The organism is Massilia sp. YIM B02769, assembly GCF_030411995.1.
GTDB lineage: Bacteria > Pseudomonadota > Gammaproteobacteria > Burkholderiales > Burkholderiaceae_D > Telluria.
In genome coordinates, this window is record NZ_JASNRC010000011.1 from 252,071 (window position 1) to 268,040 (window position 15,970).

The window sequence follows — 15,970 nt, forward strand, 5'->3', positions numbered from 1 at the left end:
CGAATTTGTATGGCATACTGAAAAAGAACCGACCAACAAGGCATCACACAAGGTAATGCATAAGGCGACGCATATGAGCACCCACGTACCACGTACCATCCGCATGCAGGCCAGCGACAACGTCGCCATCGTCGTCAACGACGGCGGCCTGCCGACGGGCACCGTCTTCCCGGACGGGCTGACCCTGGTCGAAGGCGTCCCGCAGGGTCACAAGGTGGCGCTGCAAGACCTGGCGGCCGGCGAGGCCGTGGTCCGCTATGGCGTGATCATCGGCTATGCGAATGGCCCGATCGCACGCGGCAGCTGGGTGTCGGAACGCGTGCTGACCATGCCGGCCGCCCGTTCGCTCGATGACCTCCCGATAGGCACCCGCGCGGTGTTCGCCACCGAGCCTCTGGAGGGCTATACCTTCCAGGGCTACCGCAACAAGGACGGCTCGGTCGGCACACGCAATATCATGGCCATCACCAGCACCGTGCAGTGCGTGTCGGGCGTGATCGACTACGCCGTCAAGCGCATCAAGGACGAACTGCTGCCGCGCTACCCGAACGTCGAAGACGTGGTCGCGCTCGAGCACGTGTACGGCTGCGGCGTGGCCATCGACGCCCCCGGCGCCGAGATCCCGATCAAGACCATTCGCAATTTGTCGCGCAATCCGAACTTCGGCGACAGCGTGATGGTCGTCAGCCTCGGCTGCGAAAAGCTGCCGCCGGCGCGCCTGTTCCCGGCCGGCGCCATCCCGATCGGCACCAACGCGCCATCGGTGGTCACGTTGCAGGACCAGCAGCACGTCGGCTTCATGTCGATGATCGATTCGCTGATGACCACTGCGGAGAAGCACCTGCAGGAGCTGAATGCCCGCCAGCGCGTAAGCTGCCCGGCCTCCGACCTGGTGGTCGGCGTGCAGTGCGGCGGCAGCGACGCCTTTTCCGGCGTGACCGCGAACCCGGCCGTCGGCTACGCCACCGATTTATTGGTGAGCGCCGGCGCCGCCGTCATGTTCTCGGAAGTGACCGAGGTGCGCGACGGGATCGACCAATTGACGGCGCGCGCCGCCACGCCGGAAATCGCCCAGGCCATGGTGCGCGAGATGCAGTGGTACGACGATTACCTGGTGCGCGGCGGCGTCGACCGCAGCGCCAACACCACGCCCGGCAACAAGAAGGGCGGTCTGTCGAACATCGTGGAAAAAGCCATGGGCTCGATCGTCAAGTCGGGCACCACCGCGATCACCGGCGTGCTGTCGCCGGGCGACAAGCTGCAGCAAAAGGGCCTGATCTACGCCGCCACGCCGGCCAGCGATTTCATCTGCGGCACGCTGCAGATGGCGGCCGGGATGAACGTCCACATCTTCACCACCGGGCGCGGCACGCCGTATGGCCTGGCCGCCGTCCCGGTGATCAAGGTGGCGACCCGCACCGAACTGGCCAATCGTTGGCACGATTTGATGGACCTGGACGCCGGGCGCATCGCCAGCGGCGAAGCGAGCATCGAGGATGTGGGCTTCGAGCTGTTCCAGATGATCCTGGACGTGGCGAGCGGACGCAAGACCTGGGCCGAACACTGGAAACTGCATAATGCGCTGGCGCTGTTCAACCCGGCGCCGGTGACCTGAACGATCTACAAGGAGTTGGGAATGACTGAAGCAGTCAAGGGAAAACCTTTCAAACGCATCCTGCTGACCGGCGCCGCTGGCGGCCTCGGCAAGGTGCTGCGCGACCGCATCAAGCCCTGGGCCGAGGTGGTGCGCCTGTCCGACATCGCGGATTTGGGTGAAGCGCGCGAGGGCGAAGAGATCGTCCAGTGCGACCTGGCCGACAAGGAAGCGGTCTTGAAACTGCTCGAGGGCGTGGACGCGGTGCTGCACTTCGGCGGCATCTCCACCGAACAGCCCTTCGAGCCTATCATGCAGGCGAACATCCTGGGCGTGGCCAACCTGTACGAAGCGCTGCACAAGGCCGGCACCCGGCGCGTGATCTTCGCCAGCTCGAACCACGCCATCGGCTACCACCCGGTGACCACGGTGCTGGATGCGAATTCGCCGACCCGCCCGGACAGCTACTACGGCCTGTCGAAGGTGTTCGGCGAACAGATGGCGCGCTACTACTTCGACCGCTTCGGCATCGAGACCGTGTGCGTGCGCATCGGTTCCAGCTTCCCGGAACCGGCCAACAAACGCATGATGAGCACCTGGTTCTCCTACGACGACCTGACGGAACTGCTGCGCTGCGCGCTGTTCGCGCCGCGCGTCGGCCACACCATCGTCTACGGCATGTCGGATAACGACAGCGTCTGGTGGGACAACCGCCTGGCCTCGCACCTGGGCTACAAGGCCAAGGACAGCTCGTCGCAGTTCGCGCACCTGTTCCCGGATACCTCCGCGTTCCCGGCGCAAGACGACGTCACCACGATGTACCAGGGCGGCAAGTTCCTGCTCGACGGTCCGCAGTACAGCTAGGCGCATGCTGCAACGGCTCACGCTGCAGAGCGACCGCCTGCTGGCCCAGGTGGTCCCCGCCGTCGGCGGCGGCCTGGCGCGGCTGGACTGGCTCGGCGGCGCCGAGCCGGTAGCGCTGTTGCGGCCACTGCCCGACGATTTCGCCGGCACGCCGCTGCCCGGCCAACTGGCCTGCTTTCCCTTGCTGCCATGGTCGAACCGCATGGCGCCGTCCGGCTTCGAATTCGAAGGCAAGCGTCATGTGCCAGGGCCGAACCGGGAAGGGGAGCCTTGCCCCATCCATGGCGATGGCTGGCTACACGCCTGGACAGTCGCCGCGCACGACGACAGCGCGTTGACCCTGACGCTCGACCGCGCCCGTGCCGAGCCGTTTGCGTATGGCGCCGAGCTGCGCTACACGCTGGCCGGCGAGGCGCTGGTCGTCGAGCTGACCGTGCGTAACGCGGGCGAGGCCGCACTGCCGTTCGGACTCGGCCTGCATCCGTGGATGCCCGACCCGCAAGGCGCCTTCCTGCAAGCCGGCGCCGACGCCGTCTGGATGGCCGGCCCCGACAAGCTGCCGCTGGGCCGCGAACCGGTTCCCGACTACTGGCGCTTCGATCGCCTGCGCTCGCTGCCCTGGGACGGCGTCGACCATCCGTTCTCGGGCTGGAACGGCGAAGCGCGCATCGCCTGGCCGCGGCGCGGCGTCGCCTTGCAGGTCCAGGCCGACATGGACTTCTTCATCCTGTACGTGCCGCCGGGGCGCGACTTCTTCTGCTTCGAGCCGGTCGACCATCCGGTGAATGCACACAACCTGCCCGGCTATCCGGGCCTGACAATACTGGCGCCGGGCGCCACCTTGCACCGGCGCTGCGTATTCCGGGGTTCCGCGCTGTGAGGCGCCTGCCGGCCGGCCTGCTGTTGTTGCTGGCGCTGGCGCCGGTCTTCGCCCAGACGCCATACAACGCCGAAACCACCTACCGCAAGCTGGTCCGCGACTATCCGTTTATTCGTATCGCCAGCGCGGACGCGCCGGCGCCGGTGCAGGTGCGGGAAAACCTCGTCTACGCCCGGCGCGGCGACCTGGCGCTGGGACTCGACCTCTACTTGCCGGGACCAGCCGGGAAGCCGGCGCCGCTGGTCGTGCTGGTGCATGGCGGCGGCTGGAGCAGCGGGGAACGGTCCAACATGGCGCCCCTGGCTGCGCGGCTGGCCGCGCGCGGTTATGCCGCCGCCACGGTCAGCTATCGGCTGTCCGGCCAGGCGCGCTACCCGGCAGCAATCGATGATGTCAAAGAAGCGCTGCGCTGGCTGCGCGCGAATGCGGACAGTTTCGGCATCGATCCGGCCCGCGTGGCGATTGCCGGCGGCTCGGCCGGCGGCCAGATTGCCTCCCTGGTCGGGATGACCAGCCCGGATGCGGTGCGCGCCGTGGTGAACATCGACGGCCTGTCCGACTTCACTTCCGAGGAGGCGCGCAGGCACGAGGACGACCCGGCCAAAAACCCGTCGGCTGCCGGGGCCTGGCTCGGCGGGCGCTATGCCGAGAAGTCCGCACTGTGGCATGAAGCGTCACCGATCACCCATGCCGGCAAGGACAGTCCGCCGCTACTGTTCATCGTCAGCGGTGTGGCGCGCTTCTCCGTGGGCCGCGAGGCGATGATCGACAAGCTCGCGCGGCACGGCGTGTTCACCGACACCGTCGCGCTGCCCGGCACGCCGCATTCGTTCTGGCTGTTCGATCCCTGGCTGGCGCCAACCGTCGACGCGATGACCGGCTTCCTCGAACGCGTGCTCGGCCCGATGCCCGCGCGAGCGCCCTGGTCACCCGACCTTGGGGATGGCCGTTACCGCAACCCCATCCTGCATGCAGATTATTCGGACCCGGATGTGATCCGCGGCGGCGATAGCTACTACATGGTGTCGTCGAGCTTCGCGAATGCGCCGGGCCTGCCCTTGCTGGTGTCGAAGGACATGGTTAACTGGGTGCTGAAAGGGCATGCCTTGCCCAAGCTGGTGCCCGATGCCCGGTTCGCCGCGCCCCAGCACGGCAAGGGCGTGTGGGCGCCGAGCCTGCGCCACCACGACGGCCGCTTCTGGATCTTCTATCCCGACCCGGACCAGGGCGTGTACGTGACCACCGCCCCCGATTTCGCCGGACCGTGGAGCACGCCGCACCTGCTCCTGCCGGGCAAAGGCATCATCGACCCGGCGCCGCTGTGGGACGAGGACGGCAAGGCATACTTGATCCACGCCTGGGCCAGGAGCCGCGCCGGCTTCAACAACGTGCTGACCTTGCGCCGCATGGCGCCGGACGGGCGCAGCCTGCTCGACAGGGCGGGCAAGGTCGTCATCGACGGTAACGCGCTGCCCGGCTACCGCACGCTGGAAGGACCGAAGCTGTACAAGCACGAGGGCTGGTACTACGTGTTCGCGCCGGCCGGCGGCGTCGAGCATGGCTGGCAATCGGTGTTCCGCTCGCGCCGCATCGAGGGGCCGTACGAGGCGCGCATCGTGATGGCCCAGGGCGCTACCGCCATCAACGGCCCGCACCAGGGCGCCTGGGTGCGCACGCCGCAGGGCAGCGACTGGTTCTTCCATTTCCAGGACCGGCGCGCCTATGGCCGCGTGGTGCATTTGCAGCCGATGCGCTGGCAGGATGGTTGGCCGCTGATCGGCGTAGCGTCGGCGACACCCGGCGTCGGCCAGCCCGTGCTCGAGCATGCCAAGCCGGTGGCCGGCAGTTTTCCGCGGAGCGCGCCGGCGACGGGCGACGCGTTCGACACCCCGGCGCTGGGGCCGCAGTGGCAGTGGGCGGCCAACCCGCAGCGCAGCTGGTATGCACTCGATGCGCGGCCTGGCCAGCTGCGCCTGTTCGCCCAGCCCGAAGCGCCGCTGCGCAGCCTGCCTTCCGTGCTGACCCGGAAATTCCCGGCGCCCGCGTTCACCGTCAGCGCCAGGGTCGAGCTGCATGCGCTGCGCGACGGCGACCAGGCCGGCCTTGGCGTCGTGGGACTGGCGAACCACTGGTTCGGCCTGCGCCGCGTCGACGGCCAGCCGCGCATGGTGGCGGTGCTTTGCGCAGTCGACGGCAAATGCGAGGAAGCGCTGGACGCGGCGCTGCCCGGGCAGGCTGTCCACCTGCGCATGCATGTCACGGCCGGCGCCTACGTCTCTTTCTCGTACAGTGCCGACGGCCTGCGTTATACCCAGCTCGGCTTGCCTTTCGAGGCCGCGATGGGGCGCTGGGTCGGCGCGCAAATCGGCCTGCTCGCGACTGGAACGCCGGGCGCCTGGGCCGACATCGACTACGTCCGCATCACGCCCTGAGGCGCGCACCGGTTGTCACAAGATCGGCCGCCATGTATGCTGCTGCGGCGCCCGCTACGGGCATTCATCACGAGAGACCACCTTGAACAAACTGCTTTCCTGCTGCGTCATCGGCGCGGCCCTCACCCTGTCCCTGGCCGGCTGCAAGCGCGCCGAAGCGCCTGCATCCACCGAGGCTTCCGCTTCGGCCGCACCCGCCGTCGCCTTCCAGAAGATCGACACCGTCGTCGGCACCGGCAAGGAAGCCGTCAAAGGCGCCACCGCCGTCGTCAACTACACCGGCTGGCTGTACGAGCCGAACGCCCCGCAGCAGCGCGGCGCCCAGTTCGACTCCTCGGTCGGCCGCTCGCCCTTCAGCTTCAACGTCGGCGGCGGCCAGGTCATCACCGGCTGGGACGAAGGCGTGCCGGGCATGAAGGTCGGCGGCAAGCGCACGCTGATCGTCCCGGCCAGCATGGGCTACGGCGAAGGCGGCGCAGGCCCGATCCCGCCGAATGCCACCCTGGTGTTCGAAGTCGAACTGCTCGACGTGCAATAAAAAACAACGGGGGGCAGGTCTGCCATCCGGACACGGCCTCTGCTGTAGTCGTCTTGCGCCACACGGGCAGCGAGCCGCTCCGAAGCGTGCGCTGCCCGATCGCCCAACCCGGACCAGCTCACACGCACACGCATGGATCACGCCCACATCGCATCGGCCTACGACAGCATCGCAGAGCGCTGGCTGGACGCGCGGTTCGATCGCGACAACGGCCTGCGTCAACACGAGCATGCCCTGCGCTTCCTGCCGCCCGGCGAGGGTGGCTGGGCGCTGAACGTCGGCTGCGGCTGCAACACGCGCTTCAATGCGCTGTTCAGGCATGCGGGCCTGCGGATCGAAGGCGTCGATCTCTCCGCGCGGATGATTTCCCTGGCCAGGGAAGCCGATCCCGACGTGCTGCTGCACCATGCCGACATCTGCGCATGGCAGCCGCGCCGCAGCTACCGCTTCATCTCGGCATGGGACAGCATCTGGCACGTGGGACTGGCCGAGCAGCGGCCGTTGATGCTGAAGCTGATGCGCGCCCTCGACACGGGAGGCATCTTCATCTTCTCTGCCGGCGGACTCGATCAGGAGGATGCACACGTGGATTCGGCGATGGGTCCGGAGGTCTATTACGCCACGCTCGGGATACCCGGCCTGCTCGAGGTGATTGCGGAGGCGGGCTGCATCTGCCGCCATCTCGCATTCGACCAGCTTCCGCACAAGCATCTCGTGATGGTCGTCCAGCGGATCGACTGACAGGACGCCGCCCTCAGGACAACGGGCTCAGCCAGCTTCCAAGGCTGAGCCCGTGTCCGGATGTCAGACCTGACCCTCGTTGTGTTATGCGGACAAGGTCGTGTCGTGCACCTTCCCGGCTATGGTGACGTTGGTCAGCTTCACATTGCGCACGTTATAGAGGAACCACGGCTGCGCCGCGTTCACCGGCGTGCCGAAGTCGCAGTCGGTGATCGTCACGTCGCGGATCGGCAGGATCTCCGCCGGCTTGTCGCCGTTGTAGTCGAAGTCCACCGGGCCCAATAGCAGCAAGGCCTGGTAGCACGAACGCGGGCCGTCCTTCGTCTGCACGTTCCCGACCTTCACGCCCGAGATATGGATGTTCTCGACGATGGGCGGCCGGGTGCGCACGTTGTCGGCGGTCGGGGCGTAGTCGCAGTCGATGGTCACCACCGCGCCGGCCGACGAGCCAACCGCGTTCGGCGGAATCGGCGAACCGGGCAGGGGTTTGTAGACCAGGGGTTTCAGCGACACGCCGTTCGGCATCGTCACGTTGCGCACGTAGAAGTGGCGCAGGAAACCGCCGCGGTTCATGTTGGTCTTCATGCGGATCGCGGTGTTCAGCGGGTCGGTGGCCCAGTGCGCGTTGCGGAACTCGATGTTCTGCGCGTACACGTGCTGGATCCCGCCCGACATCTCGCTGCCCAGGGTCACGCCGCCATGGCCGCTGTTCATCACGCAGTTCTGGATCACCACGTTCTGGGTCGGCCCGAACTGGGTATCGAGGTTCTTGCCGGCCTTGATGGCGATGCAGTCGTCGCCGCTGTTGAAGGTGCAGCCCTCCACCAGCACGGTGTTGCAGGCTTCCGGGTCGAAGCCGTCGCTGTTCGGACCCAGGCTTTCCATCAGCACCTTTCGGATTTCCAGCTTGCTGCAGTTAACCGGGTGGTGCTGCCAGAACGGCGCCGCGTTCAGCTGGTAGCCCTGCAGCAGCACGTTCGAGCAGCCGATGAACTCCACCATGCACGGCCGCAGCCAGTGTCCGCGCCCGAAGATGCGCTGCGCCGCCGGCACGCCGGCCTCTGACAGCGTCGGCAGGTAGGCTTCGTCGGTGCGCCATTTGTCGTCCTTGCCTTCCATGAGCGCCACCTGGGCGTCGCTCAGGCCAGGCGCCACGTCGCGGATCGACTTGGGATTGTTCGGGTTGACCAGGTTCTGGGCCTGGTGCTGGCGCGGCCCGGCCTTGCGCTTGCCCTTCCAGTCCCACCAGGCGTCGCCGTTGGCCTGCGGCACGCCGCCCTGGCCGTCGATGATGCTGGTCCAGTCTTCGCCGGTGAGGGCAATGTTGGTCTGGCCGTAGGCATAGACCATGGGCGAGTAGTTCAGGCAGTCGTTGCTCTGCCAGCGCGAGATCACCAGCTTGCCGTTGGCGCCGCAATCGTACTCGCCGTATTTGGCGAAGTCGTCGGGGTCGTTACTGAAGTAGACGTGGGCGCCTTTCGCCAGGTGCACGTTGACGTTCGATTTCAGCACAATCGGGCCTTTGACGAGCCAGTTCCCGGCCGGGATCAGCACACGCCCGCCGCCGGCCGCGCTGCAGGCGGCAATCGCCGCCGCAATCGCCGCGTAGCAGTCGCTGGCGCCGGGCGCCGGGGTGCTCACCTGGCCCATCTCGTGGTGCGCGACGTAGCCGGCCACCATGATGGTCTTGCAGGGTTTGGCGCCGTAGGCGGTGATGTTGAAGTCACGCTGCGGGAAGACCAGTGGCGTTTTGAACTGGTCGACGATGCCCTGGGCGCGGGCCCAGGCCTGGTCGATGGCGCTGGCCTGGCCGGTGGCGGCGAGAGCCGGCGCACCGACCGAGAGGCCGGCCACCGATGCCGAGGCGGCGCGCAGCAGCGAGCGGCGTTGCGGGTTGATGGTGGTGATGGTCATATCGTCTCCATTGTATGTCGGTGTTCAGGGCGCGGCCTGTTTGCCGGCGCCGGCATGGGCGCGCACGTGGGCGGGTACGTCGGCGGCAAGGAGCGGCGCAAAGGCATACGGCACGGTCCATGCCGGGTCGCCGGTGGCGCTGCACGCGCCGAGTGGGCCGCCGTTCAGCAGCGAACCCTGGTCCTTGAAGGCGCCGGGATTCGTGGCGGAGGCGAACAGGCTGANCCATGCCGGGTCGCCGGTGGCGCTGCACGCGCCGAGTGGGCCGCCGTTCAGCAGCGAACCCTGGTCCTTGAAGGCGCCGGGATTCGTGGCGGAGGCGAACAGGCTGACCGCGTTCGTGCAATTGCGGGCGTCGGCGATCTCGAAGGCGTTCGCATGCGAAACGATGCGCGCACCAAAAGCCACGCCGACGCTGTAGCCGTGCTTGTAGCTCGGGTGACGGCGCTCGCCCACGTAGTAGTTGTTGAACAGGTGGACCTGGCCGAAGCGCACGCGCGGTGCGCGGCTGGTCACGTGCTCGAACAGGTTATTGCTGAGGGTGATGCGCAGGTGGCCGGCATCGCCCACCGCCTTGTCGCTGGCGCCGATCAGCATGGTTTTCGCATGCAGGGCGAAGTGGTTGTACGACACGGTGACGAAGTCGCTGGCGTCGCGGATGTCGAGGGCGCCGTCGTGGCACTGTTTCGGCTTGCCGTGTTCGACCGGCAGCGTATCGTCGGTGACAGGGGCGTCCGTGAAACTGTTGTGGTCGACCCAGACATGACGCGCATCGACAATCGAAATGGCGTCGAACTGGGCGTTCCAGCCGCCCGTGGGACCATCCTGCGGATCCCATTCGGGCGCGACGTCGCAGGGATTGCGCAGATTCAGGTTGCGGATCACGACCTGCTCGACCTTGGCCACCAGCAGCTGCGCGTTGATGAAGCCCGATGCGGCGCCGGCGCCGGCCAGGGTGGTGTTCGACGGCAGGCGCACCAGGCCGCGCCTGGCCTGGTCGGCAGTGCTGGCATAGGGCCGGCCTTCGCTCATGTCGATGACGCCGTCGACCAGCACGATGCGGCTGCCTTTGATGGCAGGGTCGAGCGCGCGCCGCAACTGGGCGGCGTCGTTCACGGTGACGACGGCGGTGGCGTCCGCCCCGCCGCGCGTGCCGCCGGCCTGGGCCGCCCAGCCGTCCGGCGGCGCCTCCTGGCGCAGCTGCAAAGGTGCGGCAGTCGCGGACCACGCCGCTGGCCAGGCCAGGGCCAGAAACAACATCAGGAAATTCGGTTTCATGGATGGGACGCCTCGATGTGAAAGCCGGAAAAGCGAACAAAGCCACGCAAGCCGCCGGCCTGCATGACTTTGTTCTCCACGGACCGCGCTCCGCTTAGAAGCTGTAGTCCGCGCGCAGCGTGTAGGTGCGGCCGATCGGCTTGGCCACGTTACGCGCGAACACCACGCGCGAGCTGAGGCGCTGGTTCGACAGCGGCGGATCGGTGTCGAACAGGTTGTTCACGCCGAAGCCGATCTTGATCTGCGGGCTGAACTTCCAGCTGGTCGACAGGTTGTACACGCGGTAGGGGTCGATCACGTTGTAGAAGGGCTGGCCCGGCTTCTGGGTGGCGAGGGCGTTGGTGTCTTCGTAGCTCGACGCGTATTGCTGCGTCAGCTGGGCGAAGAAGGGGCCGTAGGACCAGTTCACGCGCGCCTGGTGCTTCCACTTGAAGATGTAGGTGTTGGCCGAGGTGGCGGCGGTCGACAGCGCGCCGTTCTTGCCGACGCTGTCGTTCCAGGCGCCGCCGACTTCGTTCTGGCCTTCGTACTTGTCGGTGAAGGTGCCGTCGAGCGAGAAGCCGAAGCGGCCCCAGTTCGTGGTCGGATACACGTAGTTCAAGTTCAGGTCGATACCCTGGGTGCGCAGGCCGCCCATGTTCAGGCGCGTCTTGGTGATGTACTGCAGGGTGCCGTCCGGGTTGCGCACGAACAGGTCCTGGTACTGGTCGACGTTGCCGAAGATCGTGTCTTCCGAAATCTGGGCGATGGTGCCGGTCATGTCGATCTTCCAGAAGTCGACGCTGGCCACGAAGTTCCTGAATGGCTCCACCACCAGGCCCACCGTGACGGTCTTCGCTTTTTCCGGTCCCAGGTCGGGGTTGGCGCCGGTCAGCGTGGTCAGGCGCGTGTTGCAGACGCGGGTGGCATCGAGGTCCAGGTTGGCGAAGCGCGGGTCGGTGGTGAGCGTACCGGTGCCGGCCACGCCGGGCGTGGCGCTCGGGCAGAGCAGCGGATCGTCCCAGTTCGAGCTGGATGGCACCAGCTGGCGCGGGGTGCCGTACAGTTCCGGCAGCGTCGGCGCGCGGAAGCCGCGGCTGACGGTACCGCGCAGCATGACCTCCTTCATCGGCTGGTAGCGGAAGCTCGCCTTCGGATTGAAGGTCGAGCCGAAGTCGCTGAAATGGTCGCCACGGATCGCCACGTTCAGGTTCAGTTCCTTGGTCACCGGCGCATCGAGTTCGGCATACATGCCAGCCACGCGGCGGGCGCCGCTCGGGTTGGCGCCCGGCGTGCCCGATACTTTGTAGGTGACTTCGTTGGCGATCATGTCGACCCGCTCCTCGAAGGTCTCGCGATGCCAGTCGGCGCCGACGGCCAGGCCGAGCGAGCCGCCTTTCAGGTCCATCAGGGTGCGCGAAAAGTTGACGTCGGCGCCGTAGTAGCGCACGTCGGCCTTGCGGTAATCCATGCCGTCGGCCGAGATGCTTTCCAGGTAGGCCAGGCCGGCCGCGTCTTGCGGACCGAAGGGATTCAGGATGCCGTTCGCCACGCCGGCATACAGGCCCGGGGTGCGGACAAAATTGTCCTTGAAGCCGATGTTGCGCTGGCTGTAGGCGTAGGAGACGCCGGCGCGGTAGTCCCAGCCGGCGACCATGCCTTCGTCGGCCACCACCAGGCGGTGGTTCAGCTGCTCGTCGTGGTTGGTGACGGCGCCGAGTTCGTCCAGGCTCCAGGTCAGTGCCAGGTCTTCGCCGTTCAGGCCGGCCACGGCAGGCACGCCGCCGCTGCCGCCCGGGTACCACTTGCTGGCGCGGGTCATCATCAGCGGCTGGCGCGAGGCGGTCAGGCGATCGTAGTCGGTGTTCGCGCCGAAGGGCTGCGGCGCATCGGAGGCGTCGATGTAGGACTTGGACAGCTGCAGTTCCACCGTCAGCACCTTGCCGTCGCCGTGGGCCAGGCTGCCCTTGGTGAACAGGGTCGCTTGCTGGGCTTCCGGCAGCAGCTCGGGATAATAGGCCGGGTCGGTGATGCAGGTCTTGCCGCCGTTGGCATTGGTGCGGGTCGACGGCACCGTGGTCTGCACGGCGAAGGGCGACACGCAGCCGGCCGCGAAATACGGGTTGCCGGTGATGTTGGCCGACTTGCCGTTACGGTAGATGGTGAAGTTGGCCGGCGAGGCCGAGCCGCCCGAGGTGTTCGAGGTGAACGGGGTGCCGCCCAGGGACAGCAGCTTGTCCGGATCGGTGATGTTCGGGCGGTCGCGCTGCAGCAGCGAATCGCGGCGCTGGATGTCGAAGGCGGTGTAGATGTTCCAGCCGTCGTCGGCCATGCTGCCCTTGCCGGCCACGATGGCCAGGCGCTTCTGCGAGCCGCCGCCCGAGGCTTCCGGCTTGACGCCGCTGGCGCTGACGGTGACACCGGTGATCGACTTCTTGGTAATGAAGTTGACCACGCCGGCGATCGCGTCGGTGCCGTACAGGGCCGAGGCGCCGTCGCGCAGCACTTCCACGCGGTCGATCGCGGCCATCGGGATCACGTCGACGTTCACCGAGCTGGCGCCCAGCGCCTCGTTCGCAAGGCGGCGGCCGTTCAGCAGCACCAGGGTGCGGTTGGTGTTCAGGCCGCGCATGTTGATCATGGTGCCGCTGCCGCCGCCCCCCACGGGTTCGTTGGTGGTGGCCACCGTCAGGGCCACGGCCACTTCCGACATCGTGGTCAGGCCGCGGTTGGCCAGCTCTTCCGACTTGATGGTGGTGAGGGGCAGGGCGTTTTCGCTGGCGAGGCGCTTGATCGAGGAACCCGTGACTTCCACGCGCTGCATCGGCGCTTCCTGGGCGCCGGCGCCATTGGTCAGCGCCAGGACCGCGACGGCGACTGCCGACAGAAGGAAGCGCGGTTCGGCAAAACGGGGCGCATTGATACTGTTCTGGTGTTTCACTGCATGTCTCCTGCTTGTTATCGTCGATTGCGTCAGGGTGTCTCCCCGGATCGCGCGTAATGACCGCTCCAATGCAAGGCGTTGCGTTCTCGCCAGAGATTGGTATGTTGAGGATTCTACTTTGGTCCGACCACTTTAGCAATCTGGATGAGCCAGTTATTTTGCGGTCCAAACAGATGTGGTGTGACGGGCGTGTACGGGCCACGGCCCGGAGTCGAACCGGCAGGCGCGGAACAGCGGAGGATGCGGCCGGACGCGCATGTCCGGCCCGGCCCTGAAGGGGTGGCGCCGAAGGGACGGCGCCGAAGGGGCACGCTGAAGGGCGGCGTTCAGCCGCGCGAGAAGGTGCGGGTCACGCGGTCGAGGTGGGCGCGCATCGCGGTGCGGGCGCCGGCGACGTCGTGCGAGGCGATGGCGGCAAAGATGTTGCGGTGGTCGATCAGGGTCTGCTGGCGCAGTTCCTCGGTCTGGAAGTGTTCCTTCAGCTTGTGCCAGAGCGAGCCGCGCTGGCTCCACAGGTATTCGATCACGCCGACCATCGCGCTGTTGCCGGTGGCGCGGGCGATCGCCAGGTGGAAGTTGCGGTCGGCCGATTCGTTGCCGCTGCGGTCTTCGTGGTGCTGCTCCATCTCCATGACGGCCACCAGGATGGCGTCGATGTTGGCGTCGCTGGCATGCTTGGCCGCCATCGCCGCCACCTCGACCTCGATCAGGCGGCGCGCCGCCAGCACTTCGAAGGGGCCCGGGCCGGCGGTCGGTACCTCGGCTTGCGGCTTGGCCTGTTCGCTCACGTACACGCCCGAGCCGCCGCGCACCTCCACCGTGCCGCCCAGTTCCAGCGCAATCAGGGCTTCGCGCAGCGAGGTGCGGCTGACGCCGAGCTTGGTGGCCAGTTCGCGTTCGGCCGGCAGGCGCTCGCCGGGGCGGATGTTCTCGGCCCGGATCAGCTCCTCGATCTTGCTGGAGACGACACGGTACAGCCTCGGCTCATTGGCGCCGGTTTCGGTCGGCGCGGCGGTTTTCTTCATCGGTGGTTTGTCCTGGATTATGCGTGGCCGTTGCCAAACTAGCGAATCTTAGTTTGGTACGGTCAATGTTGCAAGTGGACCAACCAAAACCGTGTGCGCGCCTTGCAGGCGACGCTTGTTCCGACGCGTCAGGGTTTGGTCGTCACTTTCATCGCCAGCGAAAACAGGGCGTCGCCGTCGCCGACGCGGACGGTGGCTTGTTCGCCGAGGCGGGTGAGCAGGGTGGGCGTGCTGACCAGGGTCTTGTCCTTGTAGAGTTTACCGGCCAGCCAGACCTGGTCGGCGGCGTCGCCCTGGCGCAGCGTCATGTCGATGCGCCACCCGTCCGAGGCGACGCTGAACGACTCTCCGGACCGGGCCAGGATGTGGAGCGGCGACGCCGTGTCGCTTGCGTCCCTTTCCATGGCATTGAAATGGAGACGGATGGATTCCGGTTCCTGGACGCCGCCATCGAGGGACAGCGCAACCGAATACATGGGCGCGGACGCGGCGGGCTCGGCCCGCACGCCCAGGGTGGCGCCGAACGCCCCCGCGGCAAGCACGACGACGGCACAACGGCCGAGGACACGGCGTAAGCTTCCAGGCAAAGCATGCTGCAGGTTCATGATGCGCTCCTTGGTTGGGTGAGGGGATTGCCAGTGGCAGTGCAGGCCGGCGCCGCCGACGCGGGTATGGCATTTCAGCAGCGCTTCGGCATACACGCCGCGCTGCTGTGGGTGGCGCGCCATCACCGCAGCGTCGCATGCGAGTTCCTGGTCCTGGCGCATGCGGCGCACGCCAAGGTGGACCAGCGGGTTGAACCAGAACGCGCACTGGAAGCAGGCGGCGACCAGGTTGGCGATGGCGTCGCGGCGCTTGATGTGGGTCTGCTCGTGGGCGATCACCAGCGCCTGTTCGTCTGGCGTATAGCGCTGGGCGAAGTCATGCGGCACCACGATCTTCGGACGCAGCAGCCCGACCGAGGCCGGGCCGGCGCCGGCGGCGCTGACGTACACCGCGCCGTGTGGCGCCAGCCGTCCGGCGCGGCGCAGGAAAGCCCGGTGCGCGTGAACGCACCACCATGCCCAGGCCAGCGCACCGGCAGCCCAGACGGCCAGCAGCACGTCGGCTGCCGCCGGCGAGGCAGCGGGCGTGGCCTGCGCCGCCAGCGCCTGCACCGGATGCGGCAGCTGGAGCGTCAGCACCTGCGGCGCCGAACGCCCGGGCAACAGCGCCGCAATGGCCACCATCGGCACGATCAGCCAGGCCAGGTAGGCGGATGAGGCCCCGCACCAGCGCCGCAGCGGCTGGCGCAGGAGCAGCAGCAGCACGATGGCGGCGCCCGTGCACAACGTCACACGCAGCAGCAAGGGCGCGAGTTCACTCGCCATCGCGTTTGCCATCGTCGAGTTTGTCGATCAGCTGGCGCAACTCCTGCAAATCCGCCTGCGACAATTTGCGCTGGCTGCCGAAGTGCGCCACCAGCGGCGCGATGCGGCCGCCGAACAGGCGCTGCACCAGGCTCTCGCTTTCGCGCGCCAGCCAGGCTTCGCGCGGCAGCACTGCGTGATAGAGGAAGCGCCGGCCATCCTTTTGCGCCGCGATGGCGCCCTTCTTCAGCAGGCGATTCAACAGGGTCTTGACGGTCGCGGTCTGCCAGTGCTGGCTTTCGGACAGGGCCACCACCACCTGCTCGGCCACCACCGGCCCCGGCGCGCGCCAGAGTACTTCCATGACATGCGACTCGGCGTCGCTGATGTTGGTTGAGGGAGGGTTCGACATCTGAGCACCATTTACAGTTG

Annotated in this window: 12 protein-coding genes; 6 read left to right on the top strand and 6 right to left on the bottom strand. The window is 67.2% G+C overall.

Translation table 11 applies throughout. The features are described from left to right. The first annotated feature begins 73 nt into the window (after positions 1 to 73). From garD to QPK31_RS19155, 6 genes are all read left to right on the top strand, one after another. On the top strand, positions 74 to 1,615 hold the full coding sequence (garD, locus tag QPK31_RS19130) for a galactarate dehydratase (protein ID WP_290424472.1): 1,542 nt from the start codon (positions 74 to 76) through the stop codon (positions 1,613 to 1,615). 21 nt (positions 1,616 to 1,636) lie between these two features. Next, positions 1,637 to 2,458 carry an NAD(P)-dependent oxidoreductase gene (locus QPK31_RS19135; RefSeq protein WP_290424473.1) on the top strand — a complete coding sequence of 274 codons (822 nt, stop codon included), beginning with the start codon at positions 1,637 to 1,639 and terminating at the stop codon, positions 2,456 to 2,458. 4 nt (positions 2,459 to 2,462) lie between these two features. Further along, positions 2,463 to 3,338: an aldose 1-epimerase gene (locus tag QPK31_RS19140; protein ID WP_290424474.1), complete on the top strand. Its 876-nt coding sequence runs from the start codon at positions 2,463 to 2,465 to the stop codon at positions 3,336 to 3,338. Then, the gene (locus QPK31_RS19145) at positions 3,335 to 5,770 is read left to right on the top strand and encodes an alpha/beta fold hydrolase (RefSeq protein ID WP_290424475.1); all 2,436 of its coding nucleotides are present in this window, start codon (positions 3,335 to 3,337) and stop codon (positions 5,768 to 5,770) included. The genes QPK31_RS19140 and QPK31_RS19145 overlap by 4 nt, the downstream gene beginning before the upstream one ends. Before the next feature lie 82 nt (positions 5,771 to 5,852). Further along, on the top strand, positions 5,853 to 6,308 hold the full coding sequence (locus QPK31_RS19150) for an FKBP-type peptidyl-prolyl cis-trans isomerase (RefSeq protein WP_290424476.1): 456 nt from the start codon (positions 5,853 to 5,855) through the stop codon (positions 6,306 to 6,308). 132 nt (positions 6,309 to 6,440) lie between these two features. Beyond that, entirely contained in the window at positions 6,441 to 7,049 is a 609-nt protein-coding gene (locus tag QPK31_RS19155) for a class I SAM-dependent methyltransferase (RefSeq protein ID WP_290424477.1), read from the top strand. An 84-nt stretch (positions 7,050 to 7,133) separates the two neighbouring features. Here QPK31_RS19155 and QPK31_RS19160 read toward each other — a convergent pair whose 3' ends face one another. From QPK31_RS19160 to QPK31_RS19185, 6 genes are all read right to left on the bottom strand, one after another. Then, positions 7,134 to 8,963, bottom strand: coding sequence for a glycoside hydrolase family 28 protein (locus tag QPK31_RS19160; RefSeq protein ID WP_290424478.1), 1,830 nt, complete (start codon positions 8,961 to 8,963; stop codon positions 7,134 to 7,136). A gap of 24 nt (positions 8,964 to 8,987) precedes the next feature. Continuing rightward, positions 8,988 to 10,241: a polysaccharide lyase family 1 protein gene (locus QPK31_RS19165; RefSeq protein ID WP_290424479.1), complete on the bottom strand. Its 1,254-nt coding sequence runs from the start codon at positions 10,239 to 10,241 to the stop codon at positions 8,988 to 8,990. A gap of 94 nt (positions 10,242 to 10,335) precedes the next feature. Further along, on the bottom strand, positions 10,336 to 13,161 hold the full coding sequence (locus QPK31_RS19170; protein ID WP_290424480.1) for a TonB-dependent receptor: 2,826 nt from the start codon (positions 13,159 to 13,161) through the stop codon (positions 10,336 to 10,338). 329 nt (positions 13,162 to 13,490) lie between these two features. Beyond that, entirely contained in the window at positions 13,491 to 14,189 is a 699-nt protein-coding gene (locus QPK31_RS19175) for a FadR/GntR family transcriptional regulator (RefSeq protein WP_290424481.1), read from the bottom strand. 128 nt (positions 14,190 to 14,317) lie between these two features. After that, positions 14,318 to 15,559 (bottom strand): M56 family metallopeptidase, encoded by a 1,242-nt coding sequence (locus QPK31_RS19180; protein ID WP_290424482.1) that lies wholly within the window; start codon positions 15,557 to 15,559, stop codon positions 14,318 to 14,320. Next, positions 15,549 to 15,950, bottom strand: coding sequence for a BlaI/MecI/CopY family transcriptional regulator (locus tag QPK31_RS19185; RefSeq protein ID WP_290424483.1), 402 nt, complete (start codon positions 15,948 to 15,950; stop codon positions 15,549 to 15,551). Before QPK31_RS19185 ends, QPK31_RS19180 begins: the two co-directional genes overlap by 11 nt. Positions 15,951 to 15,970 lie beyond the last annotated feature (20 nt).

Bases quoted from the DNA above. Each gene is read 5' to 3' on its own strand.
- QPK31_RS19140 (WP_290424474.1), top strand. From the start codon at position 2,463: ATGCTGCAACGGCTCACGCTGCAGAGCGACCGCCTGCTGGCCCAGGTG.
- QPK31_RS19160 (WP_290424478.1), bottom strand. From the start codon at position 8,963: ATGACCATCACCACCATCAACCCGCAACGCCGCTCGCTGCTGCGCGCC.
- garD (WP_290424472.1), top strand. From the start codon at position 74: ATGAGCACCCACGTACCACGTACCATCCGCATGCAGGCCAGCGACAAC.
- QPK31_RS19175 (WP_290424481.1), bottom strand. From the start codon at position 14,189: ATGAAGAAAACCGCCGCGCCGACCGAAACCGGCGCCAATGAGCCGAGG.
- QPK31_RS19135 (WP_290424473.1), top strand. From the start codon at position 1,637: ATGACTGAAGCAGTCAAGGGAAAACCTTTCAAACGCATCCTGCTGACC.
- QPK31_RS19155 (WP_290424477.1), top strand. From the start codon at position 6,441: ATGGATCACGCCCACATCGCATCGGCCTACGACAGCATCGCAGAGCGC.
- QPK31_RS19180 (WP_290424482.1), bottom strand. From the start codon at position 15,559: ATGGCGAGTGAACTCGCGCCCTTGCTGCTGCGTGTGACGTTGTGCACG.
- QPK31_RS19185 (WP_290424483.1), bottom strand. From the start codon at position 15,950: ATGTCGAACCCTCCCTCAACCAACATCAGCGACGCCGAGTCGCATGTC.